Genomic DNA, 18,577 nt, shown 5'->3' with positions numbered 1-18,577 from the left:
AAAAACGGGAGTGGCTCTTGATTGAGCCACTCCCGTTCATATTATACTAATATACTTTATCTCCATTGAAGATGGAGTTTTTAACCATTACATAATCTACTGTCCTGATGGCTTCGAGAGTGTTGCCGCCTGCATAGGAAATGGAGGATTGCAGATCCTGCTGCATTTCCGTCAATGTATCCTGAATCGGGCCTTTATAATCGACAAACATCTTTTTACCTTCAACGTTTTTCTTCTCACCTTTTTGGAATTCAGATGCGGAACCGAAGTATTCCTTATACTTCCTGCCATCACGCTCGACTGTTTCTCCAGGTGATTCTTCATGCCCTGCAAATAACGAACCAATCATCACCATGGATGCTCCGAAACGCACTGATTTAGCGATATCCCCATGTGTTCTTATACCGCCATCGGCAATGATTGGTTTCGTCGCGGCTTTTGCACACCAGCGAAGCGCTGCGAGCTGCCAGCCTCCTGTACCGAATCCTGTTTTGATCTTAGTGATACAAACCTTGCCCGGTCCGATTCCTACTTTTGTAGCATCAGCGCCGGCATGCTCCAATTCGCGTACCGCTTCAGGCGTTCCAACATTCCCGGCAATGAGGAACGTCTCCGGAATGTGCTCCTTGATGTACTCGATCATTTCAATTACAGCATTTGAATGCCCGTGGGCGATATCGATCGTCATATATTCAGGCACCAGCCCTTCGGTCTTAAGCTGATCGATAAATGCATATTCTTCCTCTTTGACACCAACACTGATTGAAGCAATCAAGTTTTTAGCATGCATATCTTTTATAAATTGGATGCGTGCTTCCGGCTGGAAGCGGTGCATGATATAAAAGTAGCCTTTTTCCGCCAGAGTCAAAGCGATTTTTTCATCAATGATTGTTTGCATATTGGCAGGTACAACAGGCAGTTTGAAAGTATGACTTCCAAGCGTTACTGATGTATCACATTCAGATCGGCTGTTTACGATACATTTATTAGGAATTAGCTGTATATCTTCATAATCAAATACGTTTTCCATGGTTTTTACCCCTTTAATACGAATGTTATGGCATTATAGTTAATATTTGTTCGTCATTCGGTATTGTAGGCCATTTTTCACGCAAAGTCAATCCAATAGAATATCATGCGTTTTCCAATTCTCTAAATATAATTATTATGCATTATTTTAAATATTTATTTGATTTTTAGATGTTTTATTGTATAATATTCTTTAATTACTTTTTTAGGAGATGATTTCTTGGGGCGGCAAAACAATTAAAACTTATGAACTTTCAAAGCAAAAACTTTTTGAAGGAGTATGACTTTGATAAAGAAGAACTTGAGACACTGATCGACTTCGCAGAACATCTTAAAACTAAAGAAAAACACGGTATCCCCCAGCGTTTCATGAGCGGCAAACATATTGCACTCATTTTTGAGAAGCAGTCAACCAGAACCAGATCCGCTTTCACAGTAGCTGCAGGTAAACTCGGCGCATCTGTTGAATATCTCAATAAGAATGATATACAGCTCGGCGCCAAAGAATCAGTTGAAGATACAGCAAAAGTGCTTGGCTCAATGTTTGATGGCATTGCATTCAGAGGATTTGAGCAGGATACGGTTGAAGCGCTCGGCAAACATTCAGGCATCCCTGTCTGGAATGCTCTGACAAATGAATGGCACCCGACACAGATGCTCGCTGACTTTCTTACAATTAAAGAACACCTTGGTACATACCACGGGAAAACAGTGACCTTTGTAGGAGATGGCAGGAATAATGTTGCACATTCCCTGCTTGTGACTGGAGCAATACTCGGTGTGAATATCCATATTGTGGCACCTGATTCTCTCCAGCCTGAACTTTCTGTTCAAAAACTGGCAAAGGAATTGCAGGAGCTCTCCGGCAGTAAATCTCTGATCACTTCCAATGTTGAAGCAGGTATTATAGGCAGTGATGTGATTTATACCGACGTCTGGTGTTCAATGGGAGAGGAGGATCAGCTGGATGAAAGATATAAGATGCTGAATGCATATCAGGTCAATCAGGATATGATTGATATGACGGGGAAACCGGATACGATTTTCCTCCATTGTCTTCCGGCAATCCACAATACCGAGACTGATATCGGAAAACTGGTATACGACAAATTCGGGGAAAGTGGTTTTGAAGTTACAGATGAAGTCTTCAGGGCCGGATACTCCAAAGTATTCGAGCAGGCAGAAAACCGTATGCATACAATCAAAGCTTTGATTGCTGTGACATGCGGTGAAGTCTATTAGCAGATAAAAGAGCGGATTTTATAAAATCCGCTCTTTTAATTTTGTTAAGAAAACATTTATATTGTGCTCTTCCATTCATTTTTTCCTATAATTGAATCAGATTTTAAAAAGGAGAGTGGCGTAATGTATTTCAAACAGCTATATGACAGCAAGCTTTCTCAAACTTCGTATTTTGTAGCATGTCAGCAGACGAAAGAAGCCATCGTCATCGATCCGTCACGTATTCTTGATGACTATATTGAAATTGCTGAAAATGAAGGTTATAAAATCGGACATGCAGCCGAAACACATATTCATGCAGATTTTGCATCCGGAATCAGGGACGCATCAAGAAAGCTTGGAGCAACACTTTATGTATCTGATGAAGGTGATGAAGACTGGAAATATCAAAATGTTCCCGAAGACACCGTGTTCCTGAAGGATGGAGATATAATCAAAGTGGGCAATGTCGAACTGGAAGTCCTCCATACACCGGGCCATACACCGGAAAGCATCAGTTTCAAGCTTACTGATAAAGGTGCCGGCAGTGAAGTGCCAATGGGAATGTTTACAGGTGATTTCCTGTTCGTTGGAGATGTCGGGCGGCCGGATCTCCTGGAAGAAACGACCAACGCAGAAGGTGCCACTGAGGACGGTGCAAACCAGATGTTTGAGTCGATTCAAAAAGTTGAAGCACTACCCGACTTACTGCAAATATGGCCGGGCCATGGTGCAGGCTCTCCCTGTGGTAAATCTCTCGGAGCAGTGCCGCTCTCCACTCTCGGTTATGAGAAAGCAAACAACTGGGTGTTCAATGTCGCTGGCAGACAGGGTTTCATCGACGAATTGACAAGTGACCAGCCGGAGCCCCCTTCTTATTTTTCCCAGATGAAGAAAGTGAACAAAGAGGGACTGCCGGAATTCAACCTTAAAGAAGTGTCCATCGGCGCTCCCCATGTATTACCCGGACAGGTTTTTGACTTGAGAACAAAAGAAGCATTCAATAAAGCCTTCATGAAAGGTTCCCTAAACGTCCATTATAATAAAAAGTTCCTCCAATTTGCTGGATGGTACATCGATTATAATCGGCCGATGACAGTAATTGCCGACCCTGTAAACAGTGAGGCACTGCAGAAGGACCTCGCTTCAATCGGCTATGATAAATTGGAGGTCATTGTACCTGTGGATAAAGCGGATCAATATTTTGATGATTCCTATGAAAATGTTTCACCTGAAACATTTTTAGCCGACCGGAAAAATGCAAAAGTTCTGGATGTTCGTACTACGGCTGAATATAACGATGGTAACGTGGATGATGCCGTTCACATGCACTACGGTCATTTACTTGATAAAGAACTTCCCTTCAATGAAGAAGATAAAGTTTATGTCCACTGTCAGTCCGGCGTCCGCTCTGCAATAGCCCTGAGTGCTTTGAAGGCACGGGGGTATGATAACGCAATAAACGTAGAAAAAGGGTATATCAGCATTAAAAAAGCATCGGCACCATCTGAGCCGGCATTTTAATAGAGAAAAATGGACCGTCACTCCTTATGGGAGCTGCGGTCCATTTTCATCTCTCATTCCTTTTTCCGTTGTAAGCAGCACATAAACAATACTGCCCGAAATCCACCACTGCATCAGTGACAATGAAAGGATGGTTTCCCCGTTGAATATGAAGAAGCGCACAATCAACTGCGTTACAAATAATATTATAAATATGACGGCAATCGCTCTGAATCTGTGCCACATAAAATAAATTGCGATAAGAGCAACAAGAGATACAACAGCCATGATGATGTACGGCGGCTGTGTGATCACCCTGAGCTCCAGTACTCCATACAATGTGATGAAGGCGACACTGAAAATGCTGTAAGCTTCCGCATAAAATAAACTGTTTGAGCGATATATCATATATATGAACATGACAATAAGCCCCGCCAGGAGACCCTGTTGTCCCCCATCATAATAGAGCACATTTAAAGGCGAGCCTGTGAAGACATTCCAATTAAATATGATGTAGGAAAGTTTATATATCAGAAAAAGAATGATTACGGCATTCAACCAATGACTGAATAAATGTTTTTTCTCTTCTGAATTCCAAATCATCAGATAGGAAACCAGAAATGCTGCTGCGAATGCAATATATAAAGATGAGATTTCGAATGATCCGATTGTAAAAGATTCAAGCATTATATCCGTCCTGTTCAAAAGTAATGACACTTTATTAATGATGACATTATCCTGCCCTAAAATAAAGCAGGATGCCCACCTTCTATTTCAATCTTTTTATACCTTCCCTTATTACAAAATCATATGCAGCGGCGGGCAGCAATTTGCTTAAATACGACAGTCCAAAAGATCCTGTGGTCGTTCTGTAGACAGGCTTCACCTTTTCTCCAATAAGGGCTCTGACCATGGTATCACGGGTCTCCTCTGTACTTGGTGCCCGAGTGAAAGCTTTAAGCATATACTGTTTGAGCTCTTTCATCATCGATGCATAAGCCCCGCTCTCCGTATTCATGTAATTATTGTTCAGCGCAACTGTACCAAAAGGAGTGTTCACAATCCCGGGTTCAATCATTACGACATCTATCCCGTGAGATTTCACTTCCTGCCGTAATGCCGTTCCAATTGCTTTAATACTATGTTTCGTTGCCGCATAATACCCCATCCCGGCACTCGATACATGGGCGGCCGAAGAACTTGTGATGACTATGCGGCCTGATCCATTCTTTCTCATGCTGGAAAGTACAGAACGTATCGTCTCCACTGCTCCAAATACATTAACTTCGAACTGTCTGATCATGGCTTCTCCAGGCACTTCTTCTATTGGACCATAAAGACCGTACCCTGCATTTACAAGTACAGCATCTATATCACCTAAATCATTTTCAATATTCATTCTGATTTCATGTACCTGCTCTGGGTCTGTAACATCCAAAGGATAGGCAAATGCACCCTCTTTGACCAAGATGTCCAACAGCTCAGTGCGCCTGCCACTCACACAAATCTGATGATCCGTTCCTCTCAATAATTTCAAAGCCGCCGCCATACCAAAACCACTTGTAGCACCGGTTATCCAAATTACTTTTCTCATTAAATAAGCACCTCGTTATATTTAAACTTAAAACGCCCTTCCTATAAGAAGGGCGTCCATGTGCATCAGGATTCGCTGAACATTGTTTTAGAAATATTTCTCCGGTAACGCCATATGTTCTGTATTGCGGCCTTAATTACTGCGTAAAAAGGAATTGCAATAAGCATACCGACAAAACCGGCAATATTCCCTGCTGCCAAAACAACTGTGATGATAGTGAGCGGATGGAGATGCAGCTTCTGACCCATAACGTTGGGCGTTATTATGTTACCGTCGATTTGCTGTGCAATCAATGTGATGAGAGCCACCCACACTCCCATAATCGGGTCCTGAATCAAAGCTAATATCAATGCCGGGGCAAAAGCTATCCACGGACCAATAAAAGGAATCACATTCATAAATAGTGCAAATAACGCCAGCAGTATCGCATAATCCAAGCCAATGATTGCATACCCTGTATACAGGATTACGGCCAGTATGATACTTACCAGAACCTGGCCCTGTATGAAAGCTTTAAGTGTATAGTCGATATCATTTAACAACTCATTCAAAAATTGTTTTAGTGTTCCTGAAAAAGGACTTATGGCAGCAGGTATGAATTTTTCATGATCTTTCAGCATGAAAAATAAAAAGAATGGTACCAATATCACCGCCACCAGTACCTCGATAATATTAGCCAGCACTGTAATTATTCCTGACGATAATCCTTGAATTATTTCATTTGCCTGCTCCATTATTTTATCCAATTGATTTTGAACATCAAACGGAAGTCGTTCCCGCTGTGTCATCAGAAATTCGAAAAGTTCTTCAAATTCTCTTTGTAAATGAGGCGCCCGTGCCATCAAGTGCTGTGTTTCAGTAACAATCATCGGAACAATAATAGCACCCAGCCCGGCAATAACAATCAGCACTATAAAGAAAACCACGCCTGTGCTAAATAACCTTCCCGCTCTAAAACGTTCCAGCATCCTTTGGATGGGTTCGGTGATATAGTAAAGCAGACCGCCAAGGAGCAACGGAAAGAATACTGTCGTCAATATTATATAAAACGGCTCAAATACCATCTGAATTTGCAACATCAATGCAATAACCAACAGCGTGATGACTATTGCTATGCCGGTCTGGAACCAGTTCTTATTCATCATATATGCCATTTCCTTTACTGATATTGCATTGCAGTTTAACTACTATTTCTTGAAGATGTTGAATAATTTACTGAAGTATCCACCCTTTTCCTCTTCTTTTTCAGAGGAAGTCTCCCTAACTGCTACATCTGATGTTTCGTTATCTTCTTCATCATTGCCGTAACTGCTCATGTCTATGTTGGAAGTTTTGGAGTCTGCAGCCGGTTCTATGGCCTCTGCCGGCCTTTCTTCATTGTAACCTTCTGTTGTTTCTTCCGGTTCTGTTGTAACCTCGCCTGGGTGTTCCTCAGCAGCAGAATCATCTTTATTCACATCCGGTTGGTCAGTAATGTCCACGTCTTCCCAGTCCGTTGTTTCATCTCTCTCGGAACTGCTGCGGTATTCCAGCGACAAAGGTTCGTTATACTTACTGTATGCTTCGAGCCGTTCAACGAGATGACTCACGTTGTGTTTCAATTCACGATTCTCATGCTGCATCGTTTCAAGTTTTTCCATAACAGCACCGAGCATTCTGTTTATATCGTTGTTCGTAACGTTTACCGGAGTGTTCTCTCCCTTTTCGGAAACAATATTAGGTACCTTTTCAATGATTTCATCAGCCGCTGTTTCTAGAGTATAGCCGGGTTGCTTAGCCAGTTTTATAAATTCTTTCAATACTGCTATATCCTCCTGTGAGAATAAACGTCTGTTATGTTCATCTTTTGCAACTTCATACTTCCTGTCTTCGAGCAATCTTACATATTTACGGACGTTCTGATCGGATAGTTCAACCATATCCTTAACTTGAGCCGTTGTGTAATATACTGCATGATTTGTTTCTCTCATATGTAATCAGTCTCCCAATATTTCGTCATTATTTCATATTATAACGTCTGCCAATATATTTTTCCACCTTTTATAAATAAATATATAAATGATTATAATACGTATCGTTATTATAACATCCGTGCGACAGCCGTTATAATAGTTTATATTTATCTATATACAAGCACCTTAATACCTATCAAATCTAACAATACTGCAAATCGTTATAATATAGATGTAAAAATTAAAATGAAATATATAAAGTATAATAATAGTATTGCTTAACGTTCTGATGAAGTGTGTGCGACATGCGTTATAAAGACATAGGAATTTCGATTATTTAAATTTATCTGATAATAATATTGACTTTCTCTATTATAATTTGTATATTAATCTAAACTTAAAGTTTAAACGCAAACTACAATGGCAATGATGAGAAGAGTAATTATTGACGCAATCCACAGAGAGCTGCCGAAAGGGTGAAAGGCGGTATTGGGTTATTAATGAATATGGTCTCTGAGCCGCAGCATTCAAGTAATGTTGGGGGATCCGCCCATTACAGCGGTACAGTAAACACTTGATACTGTATGAGGCTGGAACAGTGATGTTTCAGTGAATATAAGGTGGTACCACGATTAGCTTTCGTCCTTCTATCCGGATTGATAACCAGGATAGGTGTCGAAAGCTTTTTATATTAGAGGAGGTCATGATAATGGAAACGAAATTGGCTCAAATAGGTCTTAAAACCGATCCAACCGGCGCAACGACAAGCCCTATATACACTGCGACGGCTTACGGACATAAGAAGCTCGGAGCTTCTACAGGATACGACTATACCAGAACAAAAAACCCGACACGTTCCCACTTTGAGGAGGCATTTGCTGAATTGGAAAAGGGGAGTGCTTCGTTTGCAACTTCAAGCGGCATGTCTGCCATACAGCTCGTATGTAATCTTTTTAAACCTGGCGATGAAATACTGGTCAGTTTCGATCTCTACGGCGGAACTTTTAGAATTTTTGATTTCTACGAATCACAATATAATGTGAAATTCCAATATGTGGATTTCTCTGATATTAAAGCAGTCAAAGAGAAACTGAACGATCATACCAGAGCGTTTTTCATAGAACCTGTGACAAACCCGTCAATGATAGAAGTACCGCTACAACCCTTATACGAAATAGCGAATAATTACGGTATATTGACGATACTCGACAATACTTTTCTAACACCGTATTTTTATACACCGCTTGATGATGGAGCAGATATTGTTCTCCATTCAGCAACAAAATATATTGGTGGCCATAACGATGTTCTGGCAGGTGTCGTTACGGTGAAAGACGGTGATTTATCCGATGTACTCGCCCTCCACCATAATATGATCGGTGCGACGCTATCACCATTTGACAGCTATTTGCTGCTCCGGGGGTTAAAAACACTTCATCTGCGCATGGAGCGTGCGACAGAAAATGCCAGAGTATTAGCAGAGCATTTCACATCTGATGAGGCAATCGATGAAGTGTTATACTCAGGAAGGACAGGTATGATGAGTCTGCGGTTGAATAAAAATTACAGTGCAGCTTCTGTTCTGGAAAATATTAATGTCTGTACATTTGCTGAAAGCCTGGGAGGTACAGAGACATTCATCACGTTCCCGTTCACACAAACCCATGCTGATATGCCGGATGAGGAGAAAATCAAAAGAGGCATTGATGAGCAACTGTTAAGATTTTCAATCGGTATCGAAAATGTGGAAGATATCAAAGCGGATCTGACGCAGGCAATTAATAAATCGAAAAGGGGATAAACATGAAAAATTCCATAGATACGGATATGATTATTGATTCTAAACGAGGAAAAGAATACGATACTGCAAACCAGCCTTTATATTATTCAACAGCCTTCCTCCGTCCAAGCCTGGACGACGAAGAGGCGCATCTGTATGTAAGAAATAGCAATCCAAACAGAGAGAAACTGGAAGAAAAACTGGCACGTCTTGAAAATGGGAAGTACGGATTTGCCTTCAACTCAGGTATGTCTGCCATAGCAGCTGCGCTGATGACTTCTTCTCCCGGTGATCATATTATAATGCCAGGCGACATGTATGGCGGTACTTATGAACTTGGCAAAACCATCTTAAAACGTTATCAGCTGGAGCTTACCGCAATCGATCAATCCGATTTAAACAACATTAAGAATGCCATTACAGAGAATACTAAAGCTATATATATTGAGACTCCGTCCAATCCAACACTGAAAGTCACTGACATCAAAGGAATTGTTGAGATAGCCAGAAAGAATAATCTGATCACAATCGTGGATAATACATTTATGACCCCTCTCGGTCAGAGTCCGCTCAGTCTTGGTGCAGACATAGTTGTACACAGTGCTACAAAATTCTTAGGCGGTCACAGTGATTTGCTGGCAGGAGCTGTCATTGTTAATGATGAGACGATCAAAAACAGCATACAGGAACTGCAGGTAGTAATGGGGATGGGGCTCGGAACCTATGACTGCTGGACACTCAGCCAACACTTGAAGACATTATCAATCCGTTGGAAAAAATCCACAGAAAACACAGAAAAGTTATATACATTCTTTAAAACACATGAAGGCATCACTGATATCTACTATCCTGGTGAAGATCAGCTGCATCTTTCTCAGGCAAATCATGGCGGAGCAGTAATCAGCTTCAGAATAAAGGACGAGTCCAAAGCTCAGAAGTTTGTTGATCAACTGAATATTCCTCTTGTGTCAGTGAGTCTTGGAGGCGTGGAATCTATTCTTTCCCATCCAAAGACATCCAGCCATAAGGCGCTCACTGAAGAAGAAAGGCAGGCTAAAGGCATAACAGAAGGATTATTCAGGCTCTCCGTCGGGATAGAGGCCGCAGACGATCTCATCAACGATATAAAACATGCACTGGACAGTATATAAAAATCAGGCATCCGATTGAGTAATCGGGTGCCTGATTTAATTGTTTCACGAGAAACTTTTCTCCAGATTCATTTTTTCAAGTAGATCATCAATTTGTATTTCTGTAGTCTGTATCAGATCTGCATCCTGGATAGGGGCGACTGATGTTTTATCAACCTGGCTGTCCAAATAATAAACACCTTTAAGCGTTGTACCTTTGAGTGTGGAAATCAAAGGTTTCAAAGCATATTCCAAAGCAAGCAGGTGCGAGATGCTGCCTCCCGACATTACAGGAAGAACCGGTGTGTTTTTTAATACATCCTGAGGCAAAATATCGAATAGACTTTTAAGCACTCCTGAATAGGATGCTTTATACACTGGAGAGCCTACAATAACGCCTTTGGCATTTTCTATAATTCTGGCAATATCATTTACTTCAGGGCTGTTGAAATTACCGAACATCAGATCCTCTGCAGGTACATCTCTGACTGATATATGACCGATGGAAAATACTCTGGCTTTTAATATGCTGCCAATATATTTTAAAACATTCTGTGACCTGGATTCTAAGGAAGGACTGCCTGAAATGACTACGATATCATACATAAAATCTTCTGTTCCAAATGATCTTCAAAATGTATTGCCACTATGCTTTGACACTTTTGCTTTTTTCTTTCGTATAACGATTTTCTTTAAATTTAAGCCCCAGATTTTCTCTCAATGTTTCTCCGGCATATTCCCGTGTATAACTTCCGTTCTCTTCAAGTATGGGTACAACATATTCTAAAAATGCATCATACTGACTACCGAAGGTCTGGGGCGTGTATACAAAGCCATCCGCCGCTCCGTTTTCCACCCATTCAATCATCTTATCCGCCACCTGCCGGTAAGTGCCGGAAAATACATCTTTGGGAGAAGCCACTTCCAACGCCACTTCCCTCAACGTTGAACCATTTTCATAAGCTTTCCTTTTGATATTGTCCGTAGTGGATCTGAAACTGTTTTTGCCGACATCTCCAATATCCGGGAAAGGCGCATCCAATGTATGCTGGCTGAAATCATAATGGTCGAAAAATCTTCCCAGTACTTCCAAAGCTTTGTCGATGGTGATCAGGTTTTTAATTTCTTCATGCTTTTGTTCAACTTCTTCTTCTGTTGCACCGATGATTGGAGACAAGGAGGGGAGTATCAGGACATCTTCTTCATTTCTGCCATATTTCTCTGCCTGTGATTTTATATCGTTATAATACTCTTTGTTGATTTCAAATGAATTCGCATGAGTGAACACTGCTTCACCGTACTTTGCTGCGAAAGTTCTTCCGGTTTTTGAAGCACCTGCCTGAAAAATAACAGGTTGTCCCTGTTGGGATCTTTGAATGTTCAATGGTCCTTTCACATTAAAGAAATCGCCTTTATAATCCAATGTATGGAGTTTGTTTTTATCGAAAAACTCGCCGGTTTCACGGTTCCTGACAAAGGCATCATCTTCCCATGAATCCCACAGACCCTGAACCACCTCAATATATTCACCAGCCATCTGATAACGCTTTGAATGCTCAGGATGATTACCTTTATTAAAGTTGTCCGCACTGCCTTCGAGAGGCGTTGTAACGACGTTCCAACCCGCACGTCCGCCACTGATCTGATCAATGGCAGCCAGTTGTCTCGATATATTATACGGTTCACTGTAAGTCGTTGATACCGTCCCCGCCAAACCAATTTTGGATGTGAGCGGTGCCAGTGCAGATAGAAGGGTCAATGGTTCAAAACGGTTCAAAAAATGTGGGATGGATTGTTCATTAATATGAACACCATCTGCTATGAACAGAAATTCAAAACCTGCTGTTTCAGCTCGTTTTGTAACATCCAGATAATACTCAAAATTGATACTGCCGTCTATCACAGTATCATCTGCCCGCCATGAATAGGGATGCGCACCCGGTCCCTGGACCAGAAGTCCCAGTTTGATCTGTTTTTTGCTCATGATTACATCACTTCCCATTAGCTAAATTTATATATTGCATCACGCTTCATATGGCTTATTTATTTTTGCTTCATACCATTTCTGCATCCAGCTGTATAGAATGGTCATGCCCCAGTATATGATGCCGACTGCGAGGTAAGCTTCGAAAAATTGTAATGTTGCTGTAGCAAGCAGTTTCCCCTGAGCGAGTAATTCTGTAACGCCGATAGTGAAAGCCAGGGAAGAGTTTTTGATCAATCCGATGAACATATTCCCTGTGGCCGGCACTGCATTTCTTACAGCCTGCGGCAGAACAATACCCCAAACCGCCTGATGATATGTAAGCCCTGTGGAAATCGCTGCTTCGGTCTGTCCTTTATCTACAGAGGTAAGTGCAGCCCTGAATATTTCTGCGAGGTATGCGGACGTATTGAAACTGAAGGCGATAATTGCCGCATTAACTGCGGAAATGGAATTCAACCATGGGAAAAGCTGCGGCAATCCGAAATAGATCATGAGCAGCTGTACAAGTACCGGCGTACCCCTGAAGAACGAAATATACAGTTTTGACAACTGCACCGCCACCGGCGTTCTATTAACCAGAATCAATGACAGGACCCCGCCGATTACAACTGCGATAATCATGGAAACGATTGCGAGATACAGAGTGATCGGGATATATACCAGCAGTTGAGGTAATATTTCAATCATATAACCAATATCAAAATTCATTACATCACTTCCTCATCTTATTAGACTGTCACAAGTTCCGGTTCAATTGTTTCTTCTTCGATGCTGCCGGAATGATTTGTGTATTTTCTCAGGAATTTTCTGGTTCTTTCATTTTCCGGGTTATCAAATATCTCTTCCGGTGTTCCTTCTTCGACAATGTGGCCATCAGCCATGAAAATCACCCTGTCGGCAATTTCTTTGGCAAAATCCATCTCATGTGTCACAATAATCATCGTTTTTTCTTTTTTTGATATATCCGAAATCACTTTGAGCACTTCTCCGACCCACTCGGGATCGAGTGATGATGTCGGTTCATCAAACAGGATAGCATGCGGATCGGCTGCTAATGCTCTTGCAATGCCGACTCTTTGCTGCTGGCCTCCTGACAATGCCACTGGATATTGCTTTGATTTATCAAGGATACCCACCTGACCCAGCAGCTTTTCACCAATCTCTACTGCTTCCTCCTTCTTAAATTTTTTTGAAGCAGTGAGGGGATATGTGATATTGCCCAGCACAGTTTTGTTTTTGAATAAATTGTAATGCTGAAAGACCATTGAGGTCTGCATTCTCAGCTTATTGATCGTCGGCTTCTTAACTCTCTCGGTATTTGCAGAAACATCGCCTATATCTATAAGACCTGCATCGGGTTTCTCCAGGTAGTTCAAACATCTCAGCAAAGTTGATTTTCCGGAACCTGATGGGCCGATTATCACGACAGTTTCACCATCTTTTACTTCGAAATTAATATCTTTCAGTACTTCTGTATTTTTGAAAGCTTTCTTCAGACCTGAAACTTTAATCATGGACTCCCTCCAAATTCCTACTATTATAGTATGATTAATGCTGATAAGTATAGCATCCTGGCCGTTACAGGGCAAGATGCTTATATATAGGTGTTTTAGACCTTACTTATAGAGAGGATCTATAAGCACATCACTTTTCGGACGGATCTCTGCAGCCTGTTTTACGATTCCGACGAATCCGTCCATCCAGGATAGGAATGTATCATTCCTGTAGATCATGTCCGTCTTCAATGACACATTGGATAGTTCGGGAATATCAAGCCCATATAAACTTCCTTCTTCGATTTCTCTGTGCACGCTGAGTTCCGGTAAAAATCCGATGGCAGCTTTATTTAAAATGATTCCTTTGGCCGTCTCCATGCTGTCTACTTCATACTTGATGTCAGGCTGCGCTTCCAGGTTCAGGAACAGATTATGCACCATCGTCCAGTCCAATGAACCGCAGGCGAAGAAAACAATAGTATTTTCGGCCAGCCTCTCTGCATCCACATTTCCTCCTGTAAATTCATGGCCTGCCGGGACAATCAACTTGATTGGACTTTCGGCCACTTTCAATGTACTGAGCCTGGGATTCGATATATTGCTCGCAAAACCAACATCGACTTCTCCAGCGGCTACCATTCTGGATACTTCTTCACTCGGTGCGGTCACTATTTTTATATTCAATTCAGGAAAGTTCTGTTTTAGCATTGGTAGGATCCTCGGAATCAGATAAAAAGAGATCAAGCCTGAACTCCCGATTGTAAAATGATTTTCGCTTTTACTGCTTTGCAGGTATGCCTTTCCTTTCTTCAGTGTATCCACTATGTTTTCTGCAAACGGCAGAAAGCCTGCTCCTGTGTCTGTCAGCCTCAACCGCCGTCCCGTTCTTTCGAACAGCTCAGCATCAAGTTCGCGTTCAAGTGATTTTATTCTGGAGGTTACTGATGGCTGTGATAAAAAGAGCGCTTTAGAAGCTTTATTAATACTTCCAAAGTGATTTACAAAAACAAATGCCTCCAAGTTTTCTATATTCACTGAGCCACTCCTTTTAAAATGAATTTCCTTTTATTCAGGATATATTAAATCCTATTATATAGATAGGATTTAAGTAAGTAAACAGCTCAATCATTTTTTATCGGAGGGAACAGTGATATATTTAGTAATAAGAGGGTAATTATAATTAAGCTTTATAAAGGAGGCATTGATAATATGTTATCTGAAAAACTTAAAGAGGCATTGAATAACCAAATGAACAATGAATTTGCAGCAGCACACGAGTATATGGCAATGGCGGCATATTGTGAGTCCAGAAGCTATGAGGGATTCGCGAACTTTTATATCCAGCAGGCCAAAGAAGAAAGGTTCCATGGCATGAAGCTTTATGATTATCTGAACGACCGCGGAGTTCGGGCAGTATTCAAAGAAATCCCAGCTCCGACGACTGATTATAATTCCATCCTTGATACTTTTAAAGCCGGCTTGGCACAGGAAAAAGAAGTGACAAAATCATTTTATAATATTTCTGATGTCGCTACTGATGAGAAAGAATATGCAACCTTGTCATTCATCAGATGGTTCCTCGATGAACAAGTTGAAGAAGAAGCAACTTTCGAACGGCATATAGACTATATAGAACGTATCAAAGATGATAATAACGCATTATTCATCTATGAGCGTGAGCTCGCCAAACGCAGTTTTGATGAAGAAAACGAATAGATTGTCCGATAATATGAGAGTGGCCGATGGAAAGTTCCATCGGCCACTCTACTTTTCGTTCGCATCATTGACGGACTGCATCGCCTGCATGACATTGTTCCGGAAACCTTCCTGCTCCAGTTTCATTACTCCCTGGATTGTTGATCCCCCGGATGTAGTAATCTGATCTTTCAATACTGCCGGATGTTCACCCGTATCCAGCAGCATTTTACCGGCGCCCTCCAGAACCTGGGCAGCAAGACGGTACGACTGTTTTCTGTCAAATCCGACACTCACGGCTTTGTCTGCCATAGCCTCAATCATCAGGAAAGCATATGATGGGGAGGAGCCAGTGAGTGCCGGCACATATTTCATCAAATCTTCATCCACCCATTCTACGACTCCCATGCTTTCGAAAATATCGTCGATATAACGCTGATCGCCAAGATCAGTCTGACTGTTCGCCGACATCACCATCACACCGGCATTGGAAGAGACGGCGATGTTCGGCATACAGCGAACTACTTTTCTTTCAGGAAATACCGATTCAATATCGTTAAGGGATACACCCGCAGCGATAGACATGAATATCGTTTCTTTGTTCTTCATCGTTTCATTCAATTTTCTGAACACCCTGACCGTCGCTTGTGTACTGACTCCGCCTACAATCACGTTACATGACAGCAAACGCTCAAAGTCCGTACTGATTTCGATATCTTTACCGATGTTAAACTGTTCCAGCTTATCCATACTCCGTCCTACGACTACAATCCTCTCTTTCATTCCAGGCTGATTTAAAAGTCCGTTTACAATATGTGCAACCATCTTACCGGCACCGATAAACCCTATTTTATAATCCATATATTGTCCCTTTCTGTTCTGCAAATTTAAATAATGTTATAATTTGCCCCAAGGAGGCTGAATTATGACTGATTTCAACTTATTATTCAGGCAACGGCTCGGTTTGTCAATGGAGCAGAAAATCACCTTTGATGATCTGGAAGGGATCCTCGACTGTACATCCAAGGCTTGGCCATTTGAAAACCTGACAATCATGCGCCGAAAAAAAGAATCAATTACCAGGGATAATCTCATAAATAAAATATTAAATCGTCATGAAGGCGGCCTCTGTTACGAGCTTAATCCGCTGCTGCATTTATTCCTTTTGGAAAATGACTTTGATACTTCAATGTATTACGGCAGAGTCTACAATGGCACTGAGTACGGTGACAAGACCCATGTAATGTTTCTCGTGAAACATCAGGGAGAGGACTACCTTGTGGACACCGGTTTTGGAGGCAATTTACCATTGAAGCCCGTACCGATGGATGGTGAAACAATTGATTCCAGGAACGGATCATTCAGAATTGTTGAAGATGATGATGGGCATATATTAAAAATGAATCTGCGCGCCAGCCAGAAAGGCTGGACTGACGGATATAAATTTTATATAAGCGACCCTGTCAGAAACTTGGAGGATCTCAATCTGGTTCAGGATATAATCATCGGCAGTGACACTTCCCCCTTCAATAAAGATCCGCTGATTACAGCTTTCACAAAACAGGGCAGGCATACACTCACAAAAACGAATTACACTGTCTGGTCAGGAAAAGATTCTGAGAAAATGGAAATAACATCCGACCAGTTCTATAGTTATGCTGAAAAATATTTTAACTTTAAATTTTAATTAAAGAAGGAGCAGAGTCATGAATTTCTTTTTTATATTATTCGTTGTATTGCCGATACTGTCTTTTATCGGAGTGTTCCTTTTAACAGACAGCCTGGTATACGGAATTATTGCTCTCCTTGTTATTGACGGGATATTTACCATATTGTTTGTAAAGAAGCAAAAGAGGACCGGGGGGTAGCAGAACTTTATCGTTTGACCCATACAGAAAATCATGATATAGTTTATTTAAGCTATTATGCATTACATAGTAGCTTTTGTTTTAAATAACTATCATGTATTACAAAGTAGGTGTGATATGACAAAAAGAACTCAGCTGCTCAAAGGAATTATGGAAGCCTGCATACTAAAAATCATCAATGATGATGTCGTATATGGTTACGAGCTGTCAGAGAAACTCCAGAATCTCGGACTGGATGCCGTCAGCGAAGGGACGATTTATCCGATATTGCTCAGATTACAGAAAAACAGTTTCATCTACAGTAAAAAACGCGACTCTGATTTCGGTCCCAGAAGAAAATACTATTTCATCACTGAAGAGGGTAGAGAAGCATTGAATCTTATGATTGAGGAATGGGACAAGATTGCCGAACCAATCGACACAATACTCAAGGAGGATACACAGCATGTCAGAAAAAGCACTGATAAAAGAGAACAATAGATTGAGAGAAAAGCTGAATCCACACAATAAACAAGTGTACGAAGATATATTGATCTATATCAGGACGAATTATACTTCTGATGATGAAGAAACCGAGGAAATCCTCAATGAGCTGCTCACACATGTAATTCAGTCCCAAAGGGACGGTAAAAATATTGAAAGTGTCACGGGAGAAGATTATAAATCATACGCTGACAGCATTATCGAAGAATTGCCCAGGAGAAATCTCTGGAAATTCGCAGGCATTATAGCAGTGGTCTTTCTGGGAATCACATATCTTTTTTCATATCTGACAGATTTGATTTTCAGGCTTATAGACGGAGCACCCACAACTATAACGATCAATTTGCTCGCAGAATTTATTCATATCATTGTAATGTCAGCAGCCGCAGTCGGCTTTGTATTTCTCATTTTTCGTACGATGCAATTCACTCTGTTTAAAAATTGGCCTGTATGGAAAGAATCCGGGCTCGTTTTTCTCATCGGTACAGGTTCTTTCATAATAATTATACTTCTCGCATTTTTGACGGATCTAATCGATATCGGTCCATCATTTGAAATCAGCATGTGGATACTTATACTGCTGGGCATTGCGCTTGTAGCAACAGGGCTATGGCTGATTTTCAAACCTGAAAAAAACGCAGGCCGATATGAAAAACAATAACGCATGCCATTATAAAAAGCAGGCCCTCCGTAAAGATATCATTACGGAAAGCCTGCTTTTTAGTAATTATTGGAGCTACTTGTCTATACCATTTTTATACTATTCAAAACATCTCTATGATAAACGGTATATCATTTTTAAAAAGTTTATACTCAGTTTATTTTATTTTTATATTGGA

General features: G+C 41.1%; 19 protein-coding genes and 1 other annotated feature. Of the genes, 8 read left to right on the top strand and 11 right to left on the bottom strand.

What is annotated here, in order from left to right; genetic code table 11:
* Nucleotides 1-46 precede the first annotated feature (46 nt).
* Nucleotides 47-1,030 carry a GMP reductase gene (gene guaC, locus BM271_RS07705; RefSeq protein ID WP_046789113.1) on the bottom strand — a complete coding sequence of 328 codons (984 nt, stop codon included), beginning with the start codon at nt 1,028-1,030 and terminating at the stop codon, nt 47-49.
* 245 nt (nt 1,031-1,275) lie between these two features.
* On the opposite strand from guaC, the gene argF reads away from it, so the two are divergent.
* Together argF and BM271_RS07695 are read left to right on the top strand one after the other, a co-directional pair.
* A complete protein-coding gene (gene argF / locus BM271_RS07700) occupies nt 1,276-2,271 on the top strand; it encodes an ornithine carbamoyltransferase (protein WP_046789112.1) in 996 nt (331 codons plus the stop codon).
* A gap of 123 nt (nt 2,272-2,394) precedes the next feature.
* On the top strand, nt 2,395-3,774 hold the full coding sequence (locus BM271_RS07695; RefSeq protein WP_046789111.1) for an MBL fold metallo-hydrolase: 1,380 nt from the start codon (nt 2,395-2,397) through the stop codon (nt 3,772-3,774).
* A 24-nt stretch (nt 3,775-3,798) separates the two neighbouring features.
* Here BM271_RS07695 and BM271_RS07690 read toward each other — a convergent pair whose 3' ends face one another.
* The 4 genes from BM271_RS07690 to BM271_RS07675 all read right to left on the bottom strand — a co-directional run bounded on the left by BM271_RS07690 (nt 3,799) and on the right by BM271_RS07675 (nt 7,317).
* On the bottom strand, nt 3,799-4,440 hold the full coding sequence (locus tag BM271_RS07690; protein WP_046789110.1) for a hypothetical protein: 642 nt from the start codon (nt 4,438-4,440) through the stop codon (nt 3,799-3,801).
* Between the two features lie 82 nt (nt 4,441-4,522).
* A complete protein-coding gene (locus tag BM271_RS07685) occupies nt 4,523-5,347 on the bottom strand; it encodes an SDR family NAD(P)-dependent oxidoreductase (RefSeq protein ID WP_046789109.1) in 825 nt (274 codons plus the stop codon).
* A 65-nt stretch (nt 5,348-5,412) separates the two neighbouring features.
* A complete protein-coding gene (locus tag BM271_RS07680) occupies nt 5,413-6,492 on the bottom strand; it encodes an AI-2E family transporter (RefSeq protein WP_046789108.1) in 1,080 nt (359 codons plus the stop codon).
* A gap of 42 nt (nt 6,493-6,534) precedes the next feature.
* Nucleotides 6,535-7,317 carry a MerR family transcriptional regulator gene (locus BM271_RS07675; RefSeq protein ID WP_046789107.1) on the bottom strand — a complete coding sequence of 261 codons (783 nt, stop codon included), beginning with the start codon at nt 7,315-7,317 and terminating at the stop codon, nt 6,535-6,537.
* A 399-nt stretch (nt 7,318-7,716) separates the two neighbouring features.
* Nucleotides 7,717-7,949, top strand: a binding site (T-box leader).
* Between the two features lie 56 nt (nt 7,950-8,005).
* Between BM271_RS07675 and BM271_RS07670 the strand changes: the two genes are divergently transcribed.
* Both BM271_RS07670 and BM271_RS07665 read left to right on the top strand, forming a co-directional pair.
* Nucleotides 8,006-9,100, top strand: coding sequence for a PLP-dependent transferase (locus BM271_RS07670; RefSeq protein WP_046791382.1), 1,095 nt, complete (start codon nt 8,006-8,008; stop codon nt 9,098-9,100).
* A 2-nt stretch (nt 9,101-9,102) separates the two neighbouring features.
* Nucleotides 9,103-10,230: a trans-sulfuration enzyme family protein gene (locus BM271_RS07665; protein WP_046789106.1), complete on the top strand. Its 1,128-nt coding sequence runs from the start codon at nt 9,103-9,105 to the stop codon at nt 10,228-10,230.
* 45 nt (nt 10,231-10,275) lie between these two features.
* On the opposite strand, the gene ssuE is transcribed toward BM271_RS07665, so the two are convergent.
* The 5 genes from ssuE to BM271_RS07640 all read right to left on the bottom strand — a co-directional run bounded on the left by ssuE (nt 10,276) and on the right by BM271_RS07640 (nt 14,727).
* Entirely contained in the window at nt 10,276-10,815 is a 540-nt protein-coding gene (gene ssuE / locus BM271_RS07660) for an NADPH-dependent FMN reductase (protein ID WP_046789105.1), read from the bottom strand.
* A gap of 40 nt (nt 10,816-10,855) precedes the next feature.
* Nucleotides 10,856-12,193 carry an LLM class flavin-dependent oxidoreductase gene (locus tag BM271_RS07655; RefSeq protein WP_046789104.1) on the bottom strand — a complete coding sequence of 446 codons (1,338 nt, stop codon included), beginning with the start codon at nt 12,191-12,193 and terminating at the stop codon, nt 10,856-10,858.
* A gap of 39 nt (nt 12,194-12,232) precedes the next feature.
* On the bottom strand, nt 12,233-12,904 hold the full coding sequence (locus BM271_RS07650; protein WP_046789103.1) for an amino acid ABC transporter permease: 672 nt from the start codon (nt 12,902-12,904) through the stop codon (nt 12,233-12,235).
* 20 nt (nt 12,905-12,924) lie between these two features.
* Nucleotides 12,925-13,710: an amino acid ABC transporter ATP-binding protein gene (locus BM271_RS07645; RefSeq protein ID WP_046789102.1), complete on the bottom strand. Its 786-nt coding sequence runs from the start codon at nt 13,708-13,710 to the stop codon at nt 12,925-12,927.
* A gap of 102 nt (nt 13,711-13,812) precedes the next feature.
* Nucleotides 13,813-14,727 (bottom strand): LysR family transcriptional regulator, encoded by a 915-nt coding sequence (locus BM271_RS07640; protein ID WP_046789101.1) that lies wholly within the window; start codon nt 14,725-14,727, stop codon nt 13,813-13,815.
* Nucleotides 14,728-14,901: 174 nt separating this feature from the next.
* Between BM271_RS07640 and BM271_RS07635 the strand changes: the two genes are divergently transcribed.
* Nucleotides 14,902-15,408: a ferritin gene (locus BM271_RS07635; protein WP_046789100.1), complete on the top strand. Its 507-nt coding sequence runs from the start codon at nt 14,902-14,904 to the stop codon at nt 15,406-15,408.
* 48 nt (nt 15,409-15,456) lie between these two features.
* On the opposite strand, the gene proC is transcribed toward BM271_RS07635, so the two are convergent.
* Nucleotides 15,457-16,272, bottom strand: a complete 816-nt coding sequence (gene proC, locus BM271_RS07630) for a pyrroline-5-carboxylate reductase (RefSeq protein ID WP_143544917.1) — start codon at nt 16,270-16,272, stop codon at nt 15,457-15,459.
* A gap of 40 nt (nt 16,273-16,312) precedes the next feature.
* Here proC and BM271_RS07625 point away from each other — a divergent pair, with 40 nt between their 5' ends.
* The 3 genes from BM271_RS07625 to BM271_RS07615 all read left to right on the top strand — a co-directional run bounded on the left by BM271_RS07625 (nt 16,313) and on the right by BM271_RS07615 (nt 18,399).
* Entirely contained in the window at nt 16,313-17,074 is a 762-nt protein-coding gene (locus BM271_RS07625) for an arylamine N-acetyltransferase family protein (protein ID WP_046789098.1), read from the top strand.
* 298 nt (nt 17,075-17,372) lie between these two features.
* Nucleotides 17,373-17,735, top strand: coding sequence for a PadR family transcriptional regulator (locus tag BM271_RS07620; RefSeq protein ID WP_046789097.1), 363 nt, complete (start codon nt 17,373-17,375; stop codon nt 17,733-17,735).
* Entirely contained in the window at nt 17,701-18,399 is a 699-nt protein-coding gene (locus BM271_RS07615; RefSeq protein WP_052749798.1) for a DUF1129 domain-containing protein, read from the top strand. The genes BM271_RS07620 and BM271_RS07615 overlap by 35 nt, the downstream gene beginning before the upstream one ends.
* Nucleotides 18,400-18,577 lie beyond the last annotated feature (178 nt).

It is taken from the genome of Salinicoccus halodurans (genome assembly GCF_900114445.1).
Lineage (GTDB): Bacteria > Bacillota > Bacilli > Staphylococcales > Salinicoccaceae > Salinicoccus > Salinicoccus halodurans.
Note: the sequence above shows the minus strand (reverse complement) of the source record. Positions and strands in the feature narration are given on the sequence as shown.